This is a genomic window from Duganella vulcania, from assembly GCF_009857655.1.
In the GTDB taxonomy this organism is placed as follows: domain Bacteria; phylum Pseudomonadota; class Gammaproteobacteria; order Burkholderiales; family Burkholderiaceae_D; genus Rugamonas; species Rugamonas vulcania.
In genome coordinates this window covers 22,417-37,217 of record NZ_WWCX01000011.1, presented here as the reverse complement: position 1 = coordinate 37,217, position 14,801 = coordinate 22,417, and the positions used below count along the sequence as shown (strand labels likewise).

14 protein-coding genes are annotated in these 14,801 nt (G+C 61.8%); 7 read left to right on the top strand and 7 right to left on the bottom strand.

Annotated elements, in window-relative coordinates; all coding sequences use genetic code 11:
* Positions 1-72: 72 nt before the first annotated feature.
* A complete protein-coding gene (locus GTP90_RS09765) occupies positions 73-999 on the bottom strand; it encodes a helix-turn-helix domain-containing protein (RefSeq protein WP_217431956.1) in 927 nt (308 codons plus the stop codon).
* A 226-nt stretch (positions 1,000-1,225) separates the two neighbouring features.
* Here GTP90_RS09765 and GTP90_RS09760 point away from each other — a divergent pair, with 226 nt between their 5' ends.
* Positions 1,226-1,636 (top strand): DUF8788 domain-containing protein, encoded by a 411-nt coding sequence (locus GTP90_RS09760; RefSeq protein WP_161083333.1) that lies wholly within the window; start codon positions 1,226-1,228, stop codon positions 1,634-1,636.
* A gap of 124 nt (positions 1,637-1,760) precedes the next feature.
* On the opposite strand, the gene GTP90_RS09755 is transcribed toward GTP90_RS09760, so the two are convergent.
* The 3 genes from GTP90_RS09755 to GTP90_RS09745 are packed head-to-tail and all read right to left on the bottom strand — an operon-like array spanning position 1,761 to position 5,907.
* Positions 1,761-3,266, bottom strand: coding sequence for a sigma 54-interacting transcriptional regulator (locus GTP90_RS09755; RefSeq protein ID WP_161083332.1), 1,506 nt, complete (start codon positions 3,264-3,266; stop codon positions 1,761-1,763).
* A 46-nt stretch (positions 3,267-3,312) separates the two neighbouring features.
* A complete protein-coding gene (locus GTP90_RS09750) occupies positions 3,313-3,687 on the bottom strand; it encodes a hypothetical protein (protein ID WP_161083331.1) in 375 nt (124 codons plus the stop codon).
* A 57-nt stretch (positions 3,688-3,744) separates the two neighbouring features.
* Entirely contained in the window at positions 3,745-5,907 is a 2,163-nt protein-coding gene (locus GTP90_RS09745; protein ID WP_161083330.1) for a serine/threonine-protein kinase, read from the bottom strand.
* A gap of 383 nt (positions 5,908-6,290) precedes the next feature.
* Here GTP90_RS09745 and GTP90_RS09740 point away from each other — a divergent pair, with 383 nt between their 5' ends.
* Together GTP90_RS09740 and GTP90_RS09735 are read left to right on the top strand one after the other, a co-directional pair.
* Positions 6,291-6,794 carry an FxDxF family PEP-CTERM protein gene (locus GTP90_RS09740; protein WP_161083329.1) on the top strand — a complete coding sequence of 168 codons (504 nt, stop codon included), beginning with the start codon at positions 6,291-6,293 and terminating at the stop codon, positions 6,792-6,794.
* A gap of 80 nt (positions 6,795-6,874) precedes the next feature.
* The gene (locus tag GTP90_RS09735; protein ID WP_161083328.1) at positions 6,875-7,120 is read left to right on the top strand and encodes a hypothetical protein; all 246 of its coding nucleotides are present in this window, start codon (positions 6,875-6,877) and stop codon (positions 7,118-7,120) included.
* On the opposite strand, the gene GTP90_RS09730 is transcribed toward GTP90_RS09735, so the two are convergent.
* Together GTP90_RS09730 and GTP90_RS09725 are read right to left on the bottom strand one after the other, a co-directional pair.
* A complete protein-coding gene (locus GTP90_RS09730; protein ID WP_161083327.1) occupies positions 7,121-7,906 on the bottom strand; it encodes a helix-turn-helix domain-containing protein in 786 nt (261 codons plus the stop codon).
* A 68-nt stretch (positions 7,907-7,974) separates the two neighbouring features.
* Entirely contained in the window at positions 7,975-8,727 is a 753-nt protein-coding gene (locus GTP90_RS09725; RefSeq protein ID WP_161083326.1) for a helix-turn-helix domain-containing protein, read from the bottom strand.
* Between the two features lie 466 nt (positions 8,728-9,193).
* Between GTP90_RS09725 and GTP90_RS09720 the strand changes: the two genes are divergently transcribed.
* Positions 9,194-10,282 carry a PEP-CTERM sorting domain-containing protein gene (locus GTP90_RS09720; protein WP_161083325.1) on the top strand — a complete coding sequence of 363 codons (1,089 nt, stop codon included), beginning with the start codon at positions 9,194-9,196 and terminating at the stop codon, positions 10,280-10,282.
* A gap of 81 nt (positions 10,283-10,363) precedes the next feature.
* Positions 10,364-10,936 carry a PEPxxWA-CTERM sorting domain-containing protein gene (locus tag GTP90_RS36870; protein WP_254451800.1) on the top strand — a complete coding sequence of 191 codons (573 nt, stop codon included), beginning with the start codon at positions 10,364-10,366 and terminating at the stop codon, positions 10,934-10,936.
* Between the two features lie 472 nt (positions 10,937-11,408).
* Here the strand turns inward: GTP90_RS36870 and GTP90_RS09710 are convergent, their stop codons facing one another.
* Complete coding sequence (locus GTP90_RS09710; RefSeq protein WP_161083324.1) at positions 11,409-12,032, bottom strand: DUF2026 family protein; 624 nt, start codon at positions 12,030-12,032, stop codon at positions 11,409-11,411.
* Between the two features lie 298 nt (positions 12,033-12,330).
* Here GTP90_RS09710 and GTP90_RS09705 point away from each other — a divergent pair, with 298 nt between their 5' ends.
* Positions 12,331-13,290, top strand: a complete 960-nt coding sequence (locus tag GTP90_RS09705) for a DNA-binding protein (protein WP_161083323.1) — start codon at positions 12,331-12,333, stop codon at positions 13,288-13,290.
* Positions 13,291-13,292: 2 nt separating this feature from the next.
* Complete coding sequence (locus tag GTP90_RS09700) at positions 13,293-14,783, top strand: tyrosine-type recombinase/integrase (protein ID WP_161083322.1); 1,491 nt, start codon at positions 13,293-13,295, stop codon at positions 14,781-14,783.
* Positions 14,784-14,801: the final 18 nt, after the last annotated feature.

The window sequence follows — 14,801 nt, the reverse complement described above, 5'->3', positions numbered from 1 at the left end:
AGCGATGGACGACAGAGCACCAGGAGGTCATCGTGGTGTCAGTTCGGTATCAGCAGCGGCAACGAATAGTGCTTACGCCAGGTGATACACGGTGCGCGCCACCGTGCAAGGAGCCGTGCAGACGCCGGCACCGCCATGCCCACCGGCCGAGTCGAACGCGAGCATCCAGGTCACGGGGCAGGCTATGCTCGCTGGCAGCAGGTATTCCAGCGCGGCGGTCACGGCGCCGTCGGCGCGATGCATGTCGTCGATACTGAGCATCAACGGCTTGGCCCGCGCGGCACATCTGACCAGGGCATCGAGGGTGCCCAGTGGCTGCGGGCGCACGGCCCACGGCAAGGAGGGCAGGCCGGTAAGCAGCGCCAGGCAGCCGGCGGCATGCAGGGCGGGAAGACCAAGGGCAGCGAGGCGCTGTGCGATGTCAGCCTCAAGGCCGACCCGACGCATGTCCATCAGCGGCAGGTCCAACAGCGCGCAGGCCAGCGCCGGCAGCGGGGACGCTGCGGCATCGCGATGACGATCCACGCGCAGTTCGATGCATCGGTATCCACGCTGGCGGGCGTCGTCCGCGCATGCGGCCAGCAGCCTCGATTTGCCAGCCCCGGTCTCGCCATGCATCTCGATCAAGCGCCCGCTTCCCGACAATTTCGCGGCATCAAGGGCGGCGCCGCACTGTGCGCGCTCGAGCGCATGCGGCGCGGCGCCAGGCGCCGCCAGAACGCTCCACTGGACCAGATCCTGAATGGTGACGTCAAAGAATGCGGCAAGACGGCGCGCGGTGCGGTACAACACCGGTTTGCCGGACTCGGCCCGCTTGATCGAGGCCAGCGACAGCGACAGCCGTCGTTCGGCGCAAGACTCGGACAAGGCCTCCTGGCTCATGCCGAGACCGAGGCGCAGCGATTTGAGTCGCGCAATGTCCAGATTGACGCTGCCGTCGGGCAGCCCGCGCGCGCCGATTTCCGTTGCAATGTTCATGATGATTCCCGATGTGATCATAGGCAATGCCTGCCTGGCCAAATCGGATAGAGCAATTGGCGTGCCACTGCGCCATGACCGCGGCTGCGCCCAAACTGACACCGGCATGACGCCAGGCTGGGATGTCGCCGGTCCTGGCAGGCGGGCACACTGATCACAGGCGAGCTATCCATGGGCTGACCAGCCAATGGCAGATGCGCGCTAATCAGCAGCATTCCTTTTAACCTGAGAGAAAGAGAGCAGCATCATGCCAACCGTAAATATTTTGATCGCCATCGATGTCGGCCAGGCCCTGAGCCAACAAAACCTGGATAACTGCGTCTACATGATGGACACCAACCGCTATTTAGGCAGCAACGGCGCAGGCAATGACGAACTGCACACTGTCTGTCTCAATGGCCAGAGGCTGGTCTGGACGGTCGTGTCGATTGATCCCAACCTGCCGGTTGCCATTGGCGGATTCAGCAGCAACGGTCATTATCCCGCTGCATATCCGAATATGATCAATCCAAAGTCGGTTGCTGACACCAGCGGAACGGTGTGGGGCGCGAACGTGAATGAAGCCAACACGAACGCCCAGTATTCGGTGAATTTGCTGGTGGGCGATGACAATACCCCCATGAGCTTCGATCCCTTCATTACCGCCACCAACCAGTAATAAGCGTCGACCAGCCAGGCAGGCGGTTTGCGCGAGGGGCCGGCCCCTCGCATCATCTGAACGGCTTACCGGCGTCAAAAATTGACACGACTTGACAGCGGCAAGCGCATTCTTTTACACGGGCTTAACCGACACCGTCTTGCTGACGCAGCTGGCACACCTGCCTGCGCAACGGTTCCACCGGCGTCTTCAGCATGGCCGCGCAGCGCGTCAAGTCGCCTTCGCAAGCGGCTAGCGCAACGTTGAGCTCGTCGACAGGGATGGCGTGCGCGGGGCGGATCTCGGCATGGCGCTCCAACAGCTTGTACAACGACGGGCGCGATATGCCCAAGGCCTGGGCCGCGGCCTGGATCGTCCAAGCATGGCGCATCATGGCGTTGAGCACATCCTGGTCGTTGAGGTCGGAAGGCTTTTTCCGCACTGGCACCGATGGGGGGGATGGCGCCCGGGGCGAGGCCGCTGTCCCCACCAAGGATGGCGCGGGGATCAGGCGCCGCAAATCCGCGTTCGGGTCCGCCTGCAACTGCAGCGCGGCGCGTTTGACTATGTGCACCAGTTGCCGGATATTGCCGGGCCAGTCGTAGCAAGCGAGGGCGGTGACGAAATCCACCGGCAGGGCGCCGCGCCAGACCTGCGACTCAAGCACGTGCACGATCAGCACGCCGATATCCTCGCGCCGCGCGCGCAGCGCAGGCAGGGCAATGACAAACCCTTCCAGGCGCCGCAACAATGCCTGGTTGAAGTCGGTTCCGTCCAGTTGCTGGTCGGTCGCGGCGATCAAGCGTGCCGTGGCTTGCCGGTCGCGCGCCGCGCCAAGCGGGCGGTAATCGCCGCCTTCGAGTACCCGCAGCAACATCGGTTGGACGCTGGCGGGGGCGTTCCCGATCTCGTCGAGAAAAATCGTCGCGCCGTCCGCCTCGCCAAACCACCCTTGGCGCTCGGCCTGGGCGCCCGTGTAAGCGCCTTTGGCCGCGCCGAACAGGTTGGCCATCGCCAGCGATTCGTTGAGCGCGGCCATGTTGACGGTCACCAGCCTGGTGTTGCGTCGCCGGCTCAGCGCGTGTATCGCGCGGGCGGCAATTTCCTTGCCGGTGCCGGTTTCGCCGAGCAACAGGACGGGCATGTCGGTGGGCGCGACCAGCGCAATCTGTTCCCGCACGGCGATGGCCGCGCTGCCGACGCCGACCATGCCTGGCATCGCGTGCGCGGCGGGCAAGCGGTTCATCCAGTGCACGCACAGCACGATGGCACGCCCCAACGTCAGCACCTGCCCTTGCGCGATCTGCTTCGCGTCGAGCCGCACAGCCTGTTCGATCGGCTGGCCGTTCAATTCCACCAGCATTCGACTGGCCGGCAGGGTCAGCACGACGTTGTCGACCGCGTCGCGCGCGAGCCGAAGCGGATGGCGGGAAATGCCGACATGGTCCAGCGGCAGGCCGTCGCCGTCGGGCCGCCAGAACAACGGTGCGTAGCGGCTGAGTTCAATGTCGCTGCCGGCCTCGGCGGCGACATATTGTTCTCCTATCCGTGCCTGTTGCGGATGCCAGACGATGGTCACGGCCATCAGCGGCCGCGCTTCGACATGCGGATTCAACAGTGGAGAGGTCAGCGTGTAGTCTTGGTCTGTCATGGAAGAGTGGCCGGCGCGATGCCGGCCCGTTTGAAGCTGTCAGTCCTTATGGACGCGAACCGACCTGCAATTCCGGGTCGGGGACGAAGAAGAAGCGCGTTTTGTCCACCCCCTCGTTGATGGAAAATACGATGCAAAAGCCCCAGACGCCATGTCTCTTGCCAACGGTCAGCAGGTTATCGCTTTCCAGCACGAGCGGGAAAGGCCGGCCGAATGGCGATGCGTCTTCCGCAGCCGTCTCGTTGCCGGACAGAAGTACCGCCTGGTACAGCCGATCTCCGATGGCCAAACCGGGGAAAAACTTGAAGTGGATCTTCTCGCCGGGCTTGACTTTCATCTTCTCAGGTTTATTCTGGCCGTCAAACGTCCAGTCGGGGCTTGCGGAGCCGTTCCAGGTCACTTCGAAAACATGATCGGTCATAATTGCCTTTCTATCGCACTGCGGTGAAGTGGGCGAGCCCACGGGAAGAGCCTGGCATCAATCCTGTGGATAGGCCGGATCACGCCGAAGTGCGACGAGATTCGGTTCGTTCTCAATCACATTGGATGGATAGCCCAGGCGTTTTGCATGGACGATGGCCTCGATTGCCTTGTTGCGTTTGCCCATCAATTCATAGGACATTCCGGCGCGGAATTGGGCTGAGGCGTCGGCGGGTCCCAGCGCCAAGGCACGCGTCAGCAGCGTTTGCGCGGTCGCGTAGTCGCCGGTGCGCGCCGCGTACAAGGCCATGCGCGACACCAGCACCAGCTCGTTGGGCGCGCGCGCCAGGCGCGGTGCGAGCAATTTGAGCGCCTTGTCATAAGCGTGGCTGGCTTCCTGCTCGCGTCCGGGGATCCACAGCAGGGTATCGGCCAGGTTCACCCAGTTCTCATACTCCCCGGGCGCTCCCCTGGTGGGGGATACCGCTTGCTCGAAAGCGGCCGCCGCGCCGACATAATCGTGTCGAAAGAAGAGGGCGTTACCCAGGTTGCAATAGAGCCTGGCGCTGGGCCGGATCTGCAGCCCCTGCTGCAACACGCCCAAGGCTTCGTTGTCGCGACCGAGCCGTTGCAAGATGGCGGACAGGTTGGTATAGCCCGTCACCGCGTCGGGCTGCAACTGTATGCTGCGTCGAAACGCCTGTTCCGCGGCCGCGTAATTTCCTTGCTCATCGTGGACGGTGCCGAGTTCATCGGTCAGAATGCGCTCCTGCGGAAAGCGCGTCATCGCCGACGCCAGCGTCTGCAGCGCTGGCGCATAGCGCCGAGCATTGCGCTGCGCATGGGCTTTCCCATACCACGCAAAGAAATCGTTGGGATCGAGCCGCAACGCATGTTCATGTTGCTCGACCGCCGCGTCATGCTTGCCCTGTAAATCCAAAACCCAGCCCGTGGCCGCGTAACTCATGGCCAGCTGGTCGTTCGTTTTCAGCGCTTGCTGGGCGCCGGCATCGGCCTTGTGGATCCAGACCTCGTCCTTGTCGTCACTGGTGAACCGCATCGAGTAGGCCAGCGAAGTGCCAGCCGCGGCTGCTGCGTTGGCCGGTGCGTGCGCGAGGATGTTGCTGAAGTGGCGCAGGGCCGCAGCCAAGCTGCCGGGCCGGTCGAACACACGCAGTTCGGCGAGTCCGTCGCGCATTTCCAGCGCTTCCGAATAGCGCACCGGCGGTGTCGGCCACCCGGCTATCCCTGGCGCCAATTGGCTGGCGCCGGCGGCCAGCAGCAGCGCCAGTGTCGCCGCGGCAGCCTTGCCGCGGCGGCCCGCGGGCCATTGCCGGCGCCAGTTCACTGTGGCGGGCGGGGCAGGTGCGCGCCTGAGCTGCGCCAGCCGTGTCATCACATCATCCATGTCGCGCACCCGTCTGCTCGCCTGCCGCTCCGTCATCGCGCGTATCAAGGAGACCAGCGCCTGGCTCGCCGTTTCCGGATACTCCCAGCTGGCCGATGAGGATTGCAGTTGCGCCGCCGCCAGCGCAAAGCCCTGGACGTCCAGGAAAGGGCGCTTGCCGCCGATCAGCTCATGCAGAATCACGCCCAACGCGTAGATATCGCTGGACGCATCAGGCGGCTTGCCCAGCAAGCGCTCCGGCGCCATGTAGGCTATCGTGCCACACGCCTGAGCGAGCGGAATCGATTGGGTGGCGAGGGCGTCGTACTTTTGGGACAGGCCGAAATCGAGGATACGCAATGTCCCGGAGGCTTCCACCATCAGGTTGGACGGCTTGAGGTCGCCGTGGACGAGGCCCGAGGCATGGGCGTCGCGCATCGCCTCTGCGGCCTGGTGCAGCAGGTCGAGCGCCGTTGAGCATTCGGTGTGGGCGTCCTGGATAATCTCCTTTAACGTACGACCCTGTATCAGTTCCATGACGATGGCATGGCCATGTCCGTCGTCTTCGATGGCATGCACCTTGACAAAGGCGGCATGCTGGAGCGACGCGGCCATGCGGGCTTCGCGCACCGCGTCGTCGCCGTCTCCGAGATAGGCCGTGTTCTTGATGCGTTTGACCGCTACCTTGCGTTCAAGCTGGCTGTCCCAAGCCTCGTAGACTTCGCCGTATCCGCCTTCGCCCAGGCGCTGGCCCAACTCATAGTGGCCGGCGAGCACGGAAACCGACCGAGCGAGGACCGCTTGCGCATCCATTGGCAGGAGTTTTCTTGACATGCGACTCCAGGCGGTGAGGGAATATTGCATAGCCCGGGAGGCGGAGATCAGCGCACTTCCCCGGGCAAAATCCATTTGTTCAATGATGAAACTATAGCAACCTTTTAAGCGTTTGTATATGTGCGTCGTTCAACGCCAGACTGCCAGGCTGTTACAGCTGGTTCGGCGCCGGTGCGGGGCAGCAGGGCGCAAGGGGGGCGCCCAGGGACTGCGTTGCAATAGGCCGGGAAGTGCATGGATGCGGCGGGCGGCGCCGTACAACCGGCCGCCAATTGATTTTCGACATGGTTTTTTTACATCATCAGCGTCAAGCTACTACTCGGGAGCCGCGCTCCTCTGTTAGCGGATTCGTTGACAGACACCATCTCGTTGGGAAGAAAAAAATGAAACGCAAATTACTCGCAGCCACGTTCTTCGCCTTGGCCTCCTCGTTCGCATCCGCTGCCGACCAAAGCGTCTTCGTCACCACCACCCCCGTCCTCGACACGGACAACCATTTCATCGGCATCACCGCCGGCCTGGATGGCATCCTGTCCGGCGGCCTTGATGTGATCACCTTCACCGGCCTTGCGGCGGGAACTTATAAATTCAACGTGTCGGTGAGCGGACAGAATTTGTATTTCGATCCGCTGCTGTCGAACCTGAACGGTTATACCGGCGTCGCCGTCAACGCCGGCATCGCCTCGTTTGAGTATATCGGCATCATCGGCGCCTCCCCGTTCACGCTGAACCTGGCCGGCGTCGCTGGCCCTAAAGCCTTGTACAGCGGTGACGTGACCGTGACGGCTGTGCCTGAGCCATCGACCTACGCCATGCTGGCCGCGGGCCTTGGCGTGCTGGGCATGATACGCCGCCGTAAATCGGCCGCCAGGACCAACGCTGCCTAAGCCGCAACACCAGTCGTGATGGCATGGCGTCGTCACGACAGAGCCTGCCTTGCAGGCGGATCATCCAGTGGAGCCCAGACATGAAACATGCCAGCTATCGTAGGAGGGGAACGGCCTCATGCGCACGCGGACTGGCGCAGCTGATGATCTGCACCGCCTTGGGCGTCACGCCGGCACTGGCCGCGGAAGGAGCGCGGGCGCCGGCCAATCTGGCGGGCGCCCAGTTCGACACACAGCCCGGCGCGCTGCCCGTGCTGTTGATTGCAACGGTTCTCGTCCTGCTTGGCTGCGCGGTCAGCGCGCCGGCGAAGGAGACATTCCATTGATCACGCCGCCCCGAGAATCGGGGCCACGCCGGGGCCGGCCGGCTCCGCGCTAGCGCTGATGGCGCGCAGCGCGACGGCGTCAAGTATGGTCAGTTGCCGATGCCGCAGCCGCAGATAGCCGAGCCGTTGAAAGCGACTCAATGTGCGGCTGACGGTGGTGTCCGCGAGGCCAAGATAGGCGCCGATGTCGGCCCGGCTCATGGCCAGGTTCACCACCGTTGTTTGACGCTCGTCTGTGCGCCGATCTGCCGGCAGGGCCAGCAGAAAACCGCTGATTTTCTGCTCGGCGCGATTCGCCAGAAGCAGGCTGATTGTCTGTGCCTGGGCCAGTTGCCTGCCTAGCAGTTCACGAAAACGGGCCGCCAACGCGGGGGCGGCCAGCGTCGCCTCGACTAGCCGCGGGTACGAGAACTCGCAGAGCAGGGCGTCGCTCAAGGCCACCGTGGTGTTGCGATGCAATGCCAACCCGATCGCATCGAGCCCCAGGAAGTCGCCGGCAAACTGGAAACCGGCGATGCGCTGCTCGCCGTCCGGCGACAGATGGTAGGTCTTGAACTGGCCACTCCGGATCGCGTACAGCCGATGGCCGACCGGGTCGTTGGTCCGGTATAGATACTCGCCGCGCAGCAACCCGTGGCGCTGCACCACCGATTGGTTGACGAGGGCGCAATCGCTGTCGCTCAGGCCGCGCGGCAGGCATCGTGTACGGGTGGGGCAGGTCTGGCAGCTTTGATCCCGGCACGGCGTGGCCGAAGGCAGAGGCTGTACGTGTTTGTGTTCTGGCATGCGGCAGGCTTTCATGTGACCATATGACCATCATAGAAGCCTCGGACGCTGCGTGCCTTTGATGCAGATCAAACTTGCCGTTGGATAGGCACTGCCACCGGGCTGCTTCCCGCAGCCAGCTTGCGCAAGCGTCCGGCATCGCGCAGAGTGATCTCACGCTCGTCGACCTCCAGCAACCCGTCCTGCCTGAACTGGGCCAATTCGCGGCACAGGCATTCCGGACTCAGCGCCAGGAAATTGGCGATGTCCTGGCGCGACATCGCCAGGCGAAAGCGCTGCGCAGAATAGCCGCGCCGGTAGTGGCGCCAGGACATGTCCAGCAGAAACGCCGCCAGCCGTTGCCCGGCACCGCTGTTCCGCAGCAAATGCGCGGTGATTTGTTCGCGCGCGATCTGCTTGCTGATCATGCTGTGAAGCAACGTGGGCATGGACTGCATGCACTCGTAGCGAATCTCGCAGACCTCGCTGTCCTCTAGCGCCGTGGCGGTGCCATGGTGCCGACGGAATCCGATCGCATCGAGGGCCAGCAGATCGCCGCTCATCAGGAAGGCGCCGATCTTCTCGTGATTCGATGCGGTCGCAAAGGTGAACTTGATGGTGCCGTAGTAGATCGCGTAGAAGCGCTCGCCGACCAGGTCGCCGGCCTGGAACAGCCTGGTATCGCGTGGCACCCTGATGCGGCGGCTCAATACCGGATGGTGCCGTGTGTCTTGACCGGTCCACGCCGGGATACAGAACGGCGCAGCGCGGCACCTGGTGCAGTTGGTCTGGCACGGCGCCGTGGCCGACCTGCTTGCGTCGGAAATGGAAAAGCCATTCATGGAACCCCCTTGGTCTTGATGTTACGCGTCCGCGCGCGCCGCTAGCCGGCATGGACTGCGGCGACGGGAGCGCCCTTGGGCGTTGGAGGTCCGACGGGGGCTAGGTCGGAGAACTGTACTGCCCAGATCACGACTGCCAGCTTCTGGCGAAGTGAATTTCCTATAAGCCAGTGTGCCATTTTTATTGTGGGTATGACACTGCCAGTGACTGTCGACGATCATGTGGAAGGCGATTTTTCCAATATTGCGCGGATATCGTTGTTATTTGTGACTGCGAGGCCGTGTTGTGGGCGGCGGCGGGATGTGGCTTCGCCGATATCTTTTCACCAAAGTTGACTTTTAACAGGTGTTGACGCTGCGTTGTAAGCCTGAAACGGCAACACTGGCTTCAGCGGCCATCGCGGCACCGCCTGCACCACGCTATCAGCATGCCGCCAATTTGAATAGAAAACGATAGGGGAATCTTATGGATATCGCACAAGCATCTCGGCGGACGCGCGCGCGTCGGCCGGTGCGTCAGGTGATACTGGCCGCCGGCATGCTATACCTGATAACTGGCGCATGTGGCGCGACGCCGGCGCTTTCCTACTACGCGCAAGCGTCGGTGGGCGGGTCGATCAATACCAGCTACAGCAGCCCATTGCTAGGCGACGTCAACTTCCAACTCTATACACCGGGCGTCTCGACCTATAACGACGGCAGCAACCCTGGACACAGCACCGGCGTCGCGCTCGCCACATACAGCATCGCGATGGGCGGCGCCGGCGGCACCGATCCCGTCTACGACATCATCACCAATAACGGTCAATATGGGTACAGCTACAGCGGCCGTGCCGAGGCCAGCAGTACCCGCCTGCGCACTGCCATCACCACCAGCATGGTCGACAACGGCGCGCCCAGCGGACCCGCCAACAGCTATCTGCAGGCCAACGCCAGCGCGCAATGGAATCAACAACTGCTGATCACTGCCGGCACCGGCAGGAAGGCCGGCGATTATGGCGCTTTCGTCCTGGCCATGACGCTGGAAGGCAATTTCCCCGCCAACGGCAGCTACAACGCGGCGTCCACCTATGCGCAGATGGATACCTCGTTTACCGATAGCGCGGGCGTCAACTACAGCAGCGCGTTCACCAATTCAACCTATGCCGGCGATGGCAACTGGACCGGCAGCCGCACGGTCTACAAGAAGTTGCTGTTCCAGTATGGCACGGTATTCAACCTGGGCATGTGGCAGCAATCCTACGCCAGCAATAACGGCGAAGCAAACTTCTTCGATACCGGCTACATCAGCGCCATCGAGTTGCCCAAAGGGGCGGTGCTGCTGTCCGGCGCGGAACAGGCCGGCCTTGGCAGCCTGGCGCAGCTCTATGGCGTGGTGAGCAACGCCGACACCGTGAACGACCCGAATACCAACTGGGACTTCGGCAACAACGGCGGCGGGTACACGCCACCGCCGGTCCCGGAACCGGATACGGTCTTGATGCTCGGTGCCGGTCTGGCCCTTGTGGCCGGCCTGGCGTACCGGCGCAAAGGAACCGGTCGCGGATGTGCCTGATATTAGAGCAGGAACGCGCTAAAGCCGTCGTTGTGGAGATTGATTGCCCATTCCGGGCCGGCAGCGCTCATTTAGGAGAGCATGATGGGGAAAATACTCGTTCTGAAAAAGAGTGTGATGGCAGTGGCCATGCTGGCGGCCGCCGGCATGGCGGCGGCGTCGACCTATACCGTCACGGTGGCCCAGGACACGCCAACGGCGCTGGATGTTTTCTGGAATTGGGACTACAACAGCGCCACGGCGTTCACCTCCACGCTGGCGTCGCCGGACCTGCAATTCTGGACCGCGACCACCAGCGGGGTATTCGATGGCAAGGTGCTGCAAGTGGCGGTCAGCGCACAGCACACAGTGGAGCCGCATCCTTTCGTTGATGTGGCCCCGGCGCCGGTGTATTTTGCCGGCCTGGCCGGGCCTGTAGGCGATACAGGCATCACCTCGGCGATGGCGCCGCATTTGCCCACAGGCGTATTTGTCTTGCCCGCCGACTTCGTCACGCCACACTGGGACCACTACCAGTTCATCCTGAGCAGCGACGCCAGCGGTGCGCAGCTGGAACTGAAGGCCATTCATCCGGTACCGGAACCGGCCACATATGCCATGCTGCTCGGCGGGCTGGCCATGCTGGGGGTGGCGGCGCGCCGGCGCGGCCACTAGCGCGGCAGTCGGCTGACGTCTCGCAACGCGGCGCCATCGTCATGCGATGCACCGCGTCCGCGCCAGGCCAACGCCCAGAAGGAGGGGTGTCCTTGATTTCGCTGCAGCTTGCGACGGTAGGCACCTTCAATACGCATAAGGGTTACTTTAAGCGGGGAACAAGTTTTTTATTTAAAATCAAACACTTGCTGTTTGCCGTTTTCCCCTCCCACACTGCCCCGATACAGCGATTTTTTTGCTTCGCGCCCGCTAACGTTACCATCACATCATCATTTAGTATTTTCGTACGATAGCGAATTCTAACGGCTCGCACACTGTTAGAAATGAACTTACTCGGACAACGGCCTACTTCGTACCAACTGGCCGACAGCCGGCGGGATCTCCGTTATTCCGACTTAAAAACAATATAAAACCTAGTTTTTCACAGAAAACGAATAAAAAATCGCTTTTTAGCTCCAAGCTTGCCGCGCTTTTACCATATGCCGTCGATGATTGACTGGCCTAAGGCAAGCGTATGAGCTACTCCCTTGCGCCCGGTAGTTTGGACAACGTCCATCGGTTCAGGCGGCTTGCGATACCACCGCACCGCCGTTTCGATCATATCTCGGTGTTGGCGCTCGCCCAGGTAGTAGCTGACCATGTATTGCGACAGCGCGTTATTGGGCGCCAGGAAGCAGTCCCCGCGTTTCTTCAAGTCGAAGATACTTGGCGCCAGAGACGATTTTGAGTGTTGCAACACTAACCGCGGCACCACCTTCGTGTACCCCTTAGCGCGCATGGCTTCGCCATAGAGCGGCGCCATGAAGTCGATCACGTAGTCGCCGGTATCGAGCCAGGCGTGATAGCGCTTATCATCACTGCTAATCGTATTTCCTTCAACACGGCCATACGAAAGAATGTCCTTGGTTTCCTCGTCGAGGAGCAGGAATGCCGCGCCGAACGCGGGCTTCGCCCTGACGCCATAGTGCGTAAACAAAATAGCAGCGCCCATCAGTGCAAAAAACTGGCAGGCATGTGCGGTCATAGCGTCCTCTGCGTCGAGTATGGCCTTGACGGTTAGGAAGATACGTTCGTAGTCAGCTAAGGGAAGCAGCATGGTTGTCCTGGTTCGAGATTTGGAGGGATGGCCTGGGTTTTCCTATAGGCCATTGTCATTGTGACCATCCGTCTGCGCTGTGTCCAGCCTGGGTAGGGTATCCCGCGCTTTTGGTTTCGCCGGCCCATCAAAAACGCGCACCCTCGCCCGGAGGCGGCTCAAACATCGCGCGGCTCCAGCTTTAACATGATAATTATAGTTATCCATTATTTGATAAATAAATTCTAACGTTCAATGCTTACATAACGTTAGAACTGAGCGTAATATATGCCTAATATTTAATCAGAAAGCCTCCGCTATGTCGCGCTCAGCTATCGCCACCAAAGACCAGATCCGCTCCACCGTGCTCGCCATGCTCACGGAAGCCCATGATGCTGCGCCGGCGACCAGCGATCGTTTTCGCAGCATCGTGTCCGTCCGTAAGCTCAAAGCCCGACTCGGCGGCGGCGACCCGGCCACGCTCGGCCGTGAGATCAAGCAAATCGAGTCGGAAATCGTCGTCGCGGGGCTGTCCGACATCGCCTTGCCGAAACTGCCGGTCGAGATAGCGGACAAGATGCAGGCGGTGTGGCATGCGGCTGTGGCCGTTCAGCTCGACGATGTGGTCAAGCTCAAGACCCAAGCGCGCGAGTCCATCGAGCACACGGCTGCCGCGCTGGCGGATGCCAATTTGCGCGCCCAGGCCCTGCGAGAGGAGCTGAGCGATTTGCGCAGCGTGGTGGCCGCCCGGGATGCCGAGCTTGCCCAGGCCCGCACGGATATGGCGGCAATGACGACACAGCTCTCATCCCTGCAGGCCTTACACGCAGAGGCGCTGGCACAACTTCAGTCGTCTCGCGAGCATCAGCTCGCGCTTGAACAGGGGCGCCTTGAGCAGGTTGCCGCCGCTCAGGAACGCTACGAGGGATTATCCAAGCAGCTGATGCAGGAGACCGCGTATCAGCGCCAAGCCTTGCAGCAGGAACAGCTACGCGTGTCATCCCAGCTGAAATTTGCCGAACGGCGTATCGGCGTCCTGGAAGAATCGGTCGAGCGGACAGAGGCCGAGTTGAAAAACGAGCGCTCACGCGCGCAAACGGCGGTAGGCGAAGCGAATGCCTTCAAGGTAGTCAACGCCAGCATGCGCGCACAACTGGACGAACTGGTGCGCGCCGCGATGGTCCAACCACCAGGTGCCAAGCAAGCTGCACCGGCCTCGGCGGCGGAGGCCGCTGCCGGTGCAAAAAAGGCGGCGCCGCGTCGTAAGAAGAGAGAGTAGCCATGCAGCGCTGGCTGGACCATGCGGTAACGCCACCGCAGCTTTTGCCCGACACAGTCGACGGCACTCTGGCATACCTCACACAGGTGCTGGGGCATGCCTGCTATGAAGCCTGGACGCTGCTTCGCGTCAAGCAGATTTATCCCTCTCTGGGCGACGCCAAGGCCGCGAAGCCCGCCTTGTTTCAGCTGCTCCTCGCGCATCAGCAAGTCATCGAGTGGTGGCAAGGCGGCCGATTGCGCTGTGCGCCGGCAGACCAGGCCCCCAAGCAGCAGGATGTTCTCAAGCAGCTGCTCGCATCGCATCGGCGACGCTTTCAAACTGTGGACGGCGACCTCCCGCCTGCGGCCGAGGTAGATGGTGTGCTGGGATGGATCACACTAGTTGATGGCCGTACGCCCGTTTCACTACACGCTTGGCTTTGCGGGAGCATCGGTCGATTCCAGAACCATGACGTTGCTACGAACACACTGGCCGCGGTTGACGACGCCAGCGCCCTGGTGCTGTTCCTGCAGGAACGTGCGAGCCGGTCCCGACACACCTTGCGCGCGTACGCTAACGACCTTCGCAAGTTGATCGAATGGTGTCGTGATCGGCAGTATGGCCCTTTATCGGATCTGACGCGCACCGACCTGCTCGCCTACAAGCATCAGCTCTCCGAGCATCGCGTGTCGACCGATGACGATGGCTCCCAGCAGATCAAAGGCGCGGGTGAGAGTACGCTGGCCAGAGCGATGGCCGTGGTCGCAAGCCTCTATCAGTACTGGTACGACACGGGCTATCTGATCGCCAATCCAGCTGCCGGCCTGTTGTCGGGAACGCAAGTGCGCACGGGTTTCGTGCCTACGCGCTTTCTTCCGCCAGCAGCCTTGGCGGTATGCGACCTGATGATGGCCAGAGCCGTCGCGCAAACGGATAACCTAACTCAGCGCAGGCGACAGGCGATCTGGGCGCTATTTCGCTACGGTGGTGTGCGCTTGGCCGAGCTCGCCTGGGATAGCCGGACAAATCTGCCTCGAATCGAGTCGGACGACGAGGGACGCTGGGCGTTGTATGTCATGGGCAAGGGCGACAAGCAGCGCGTTGTGCCACTTCCCGACGTGGCAATCGGCCCCATCAAGGCTTATCGAGTGGCCCGAGGTCTTTCCAGTTCGCTTTCTCGTTTTGAGGTGATACCGCTCATTCACGGCTTCAAGGGTGGCTCCCTGATGGAATCGGGCCTATATGCCGAAGTAAAGGCAATTTTTGTCGAAGCCGGTGGCGCCTTGGCCATTGATAGCCCGGTGCGTGCGGTGTTGCTCGCGTCCGCCTCACCCCACTGGCTGCGTCACGCCTATGCGCGGGCCTTGGTGGTCGATCATAAGGTGCCGCTCACAGTGGCTCAATCACTGCTGGGTCACGCATCGATTCAGACCACGGCGGGATATGCCAAGACGGATTTGTCGCAATTACGTGAATTTGTCGATCTGAGTTTCAAAGCTGGCCATAGTTAAGATTTTGACAGGTTACGC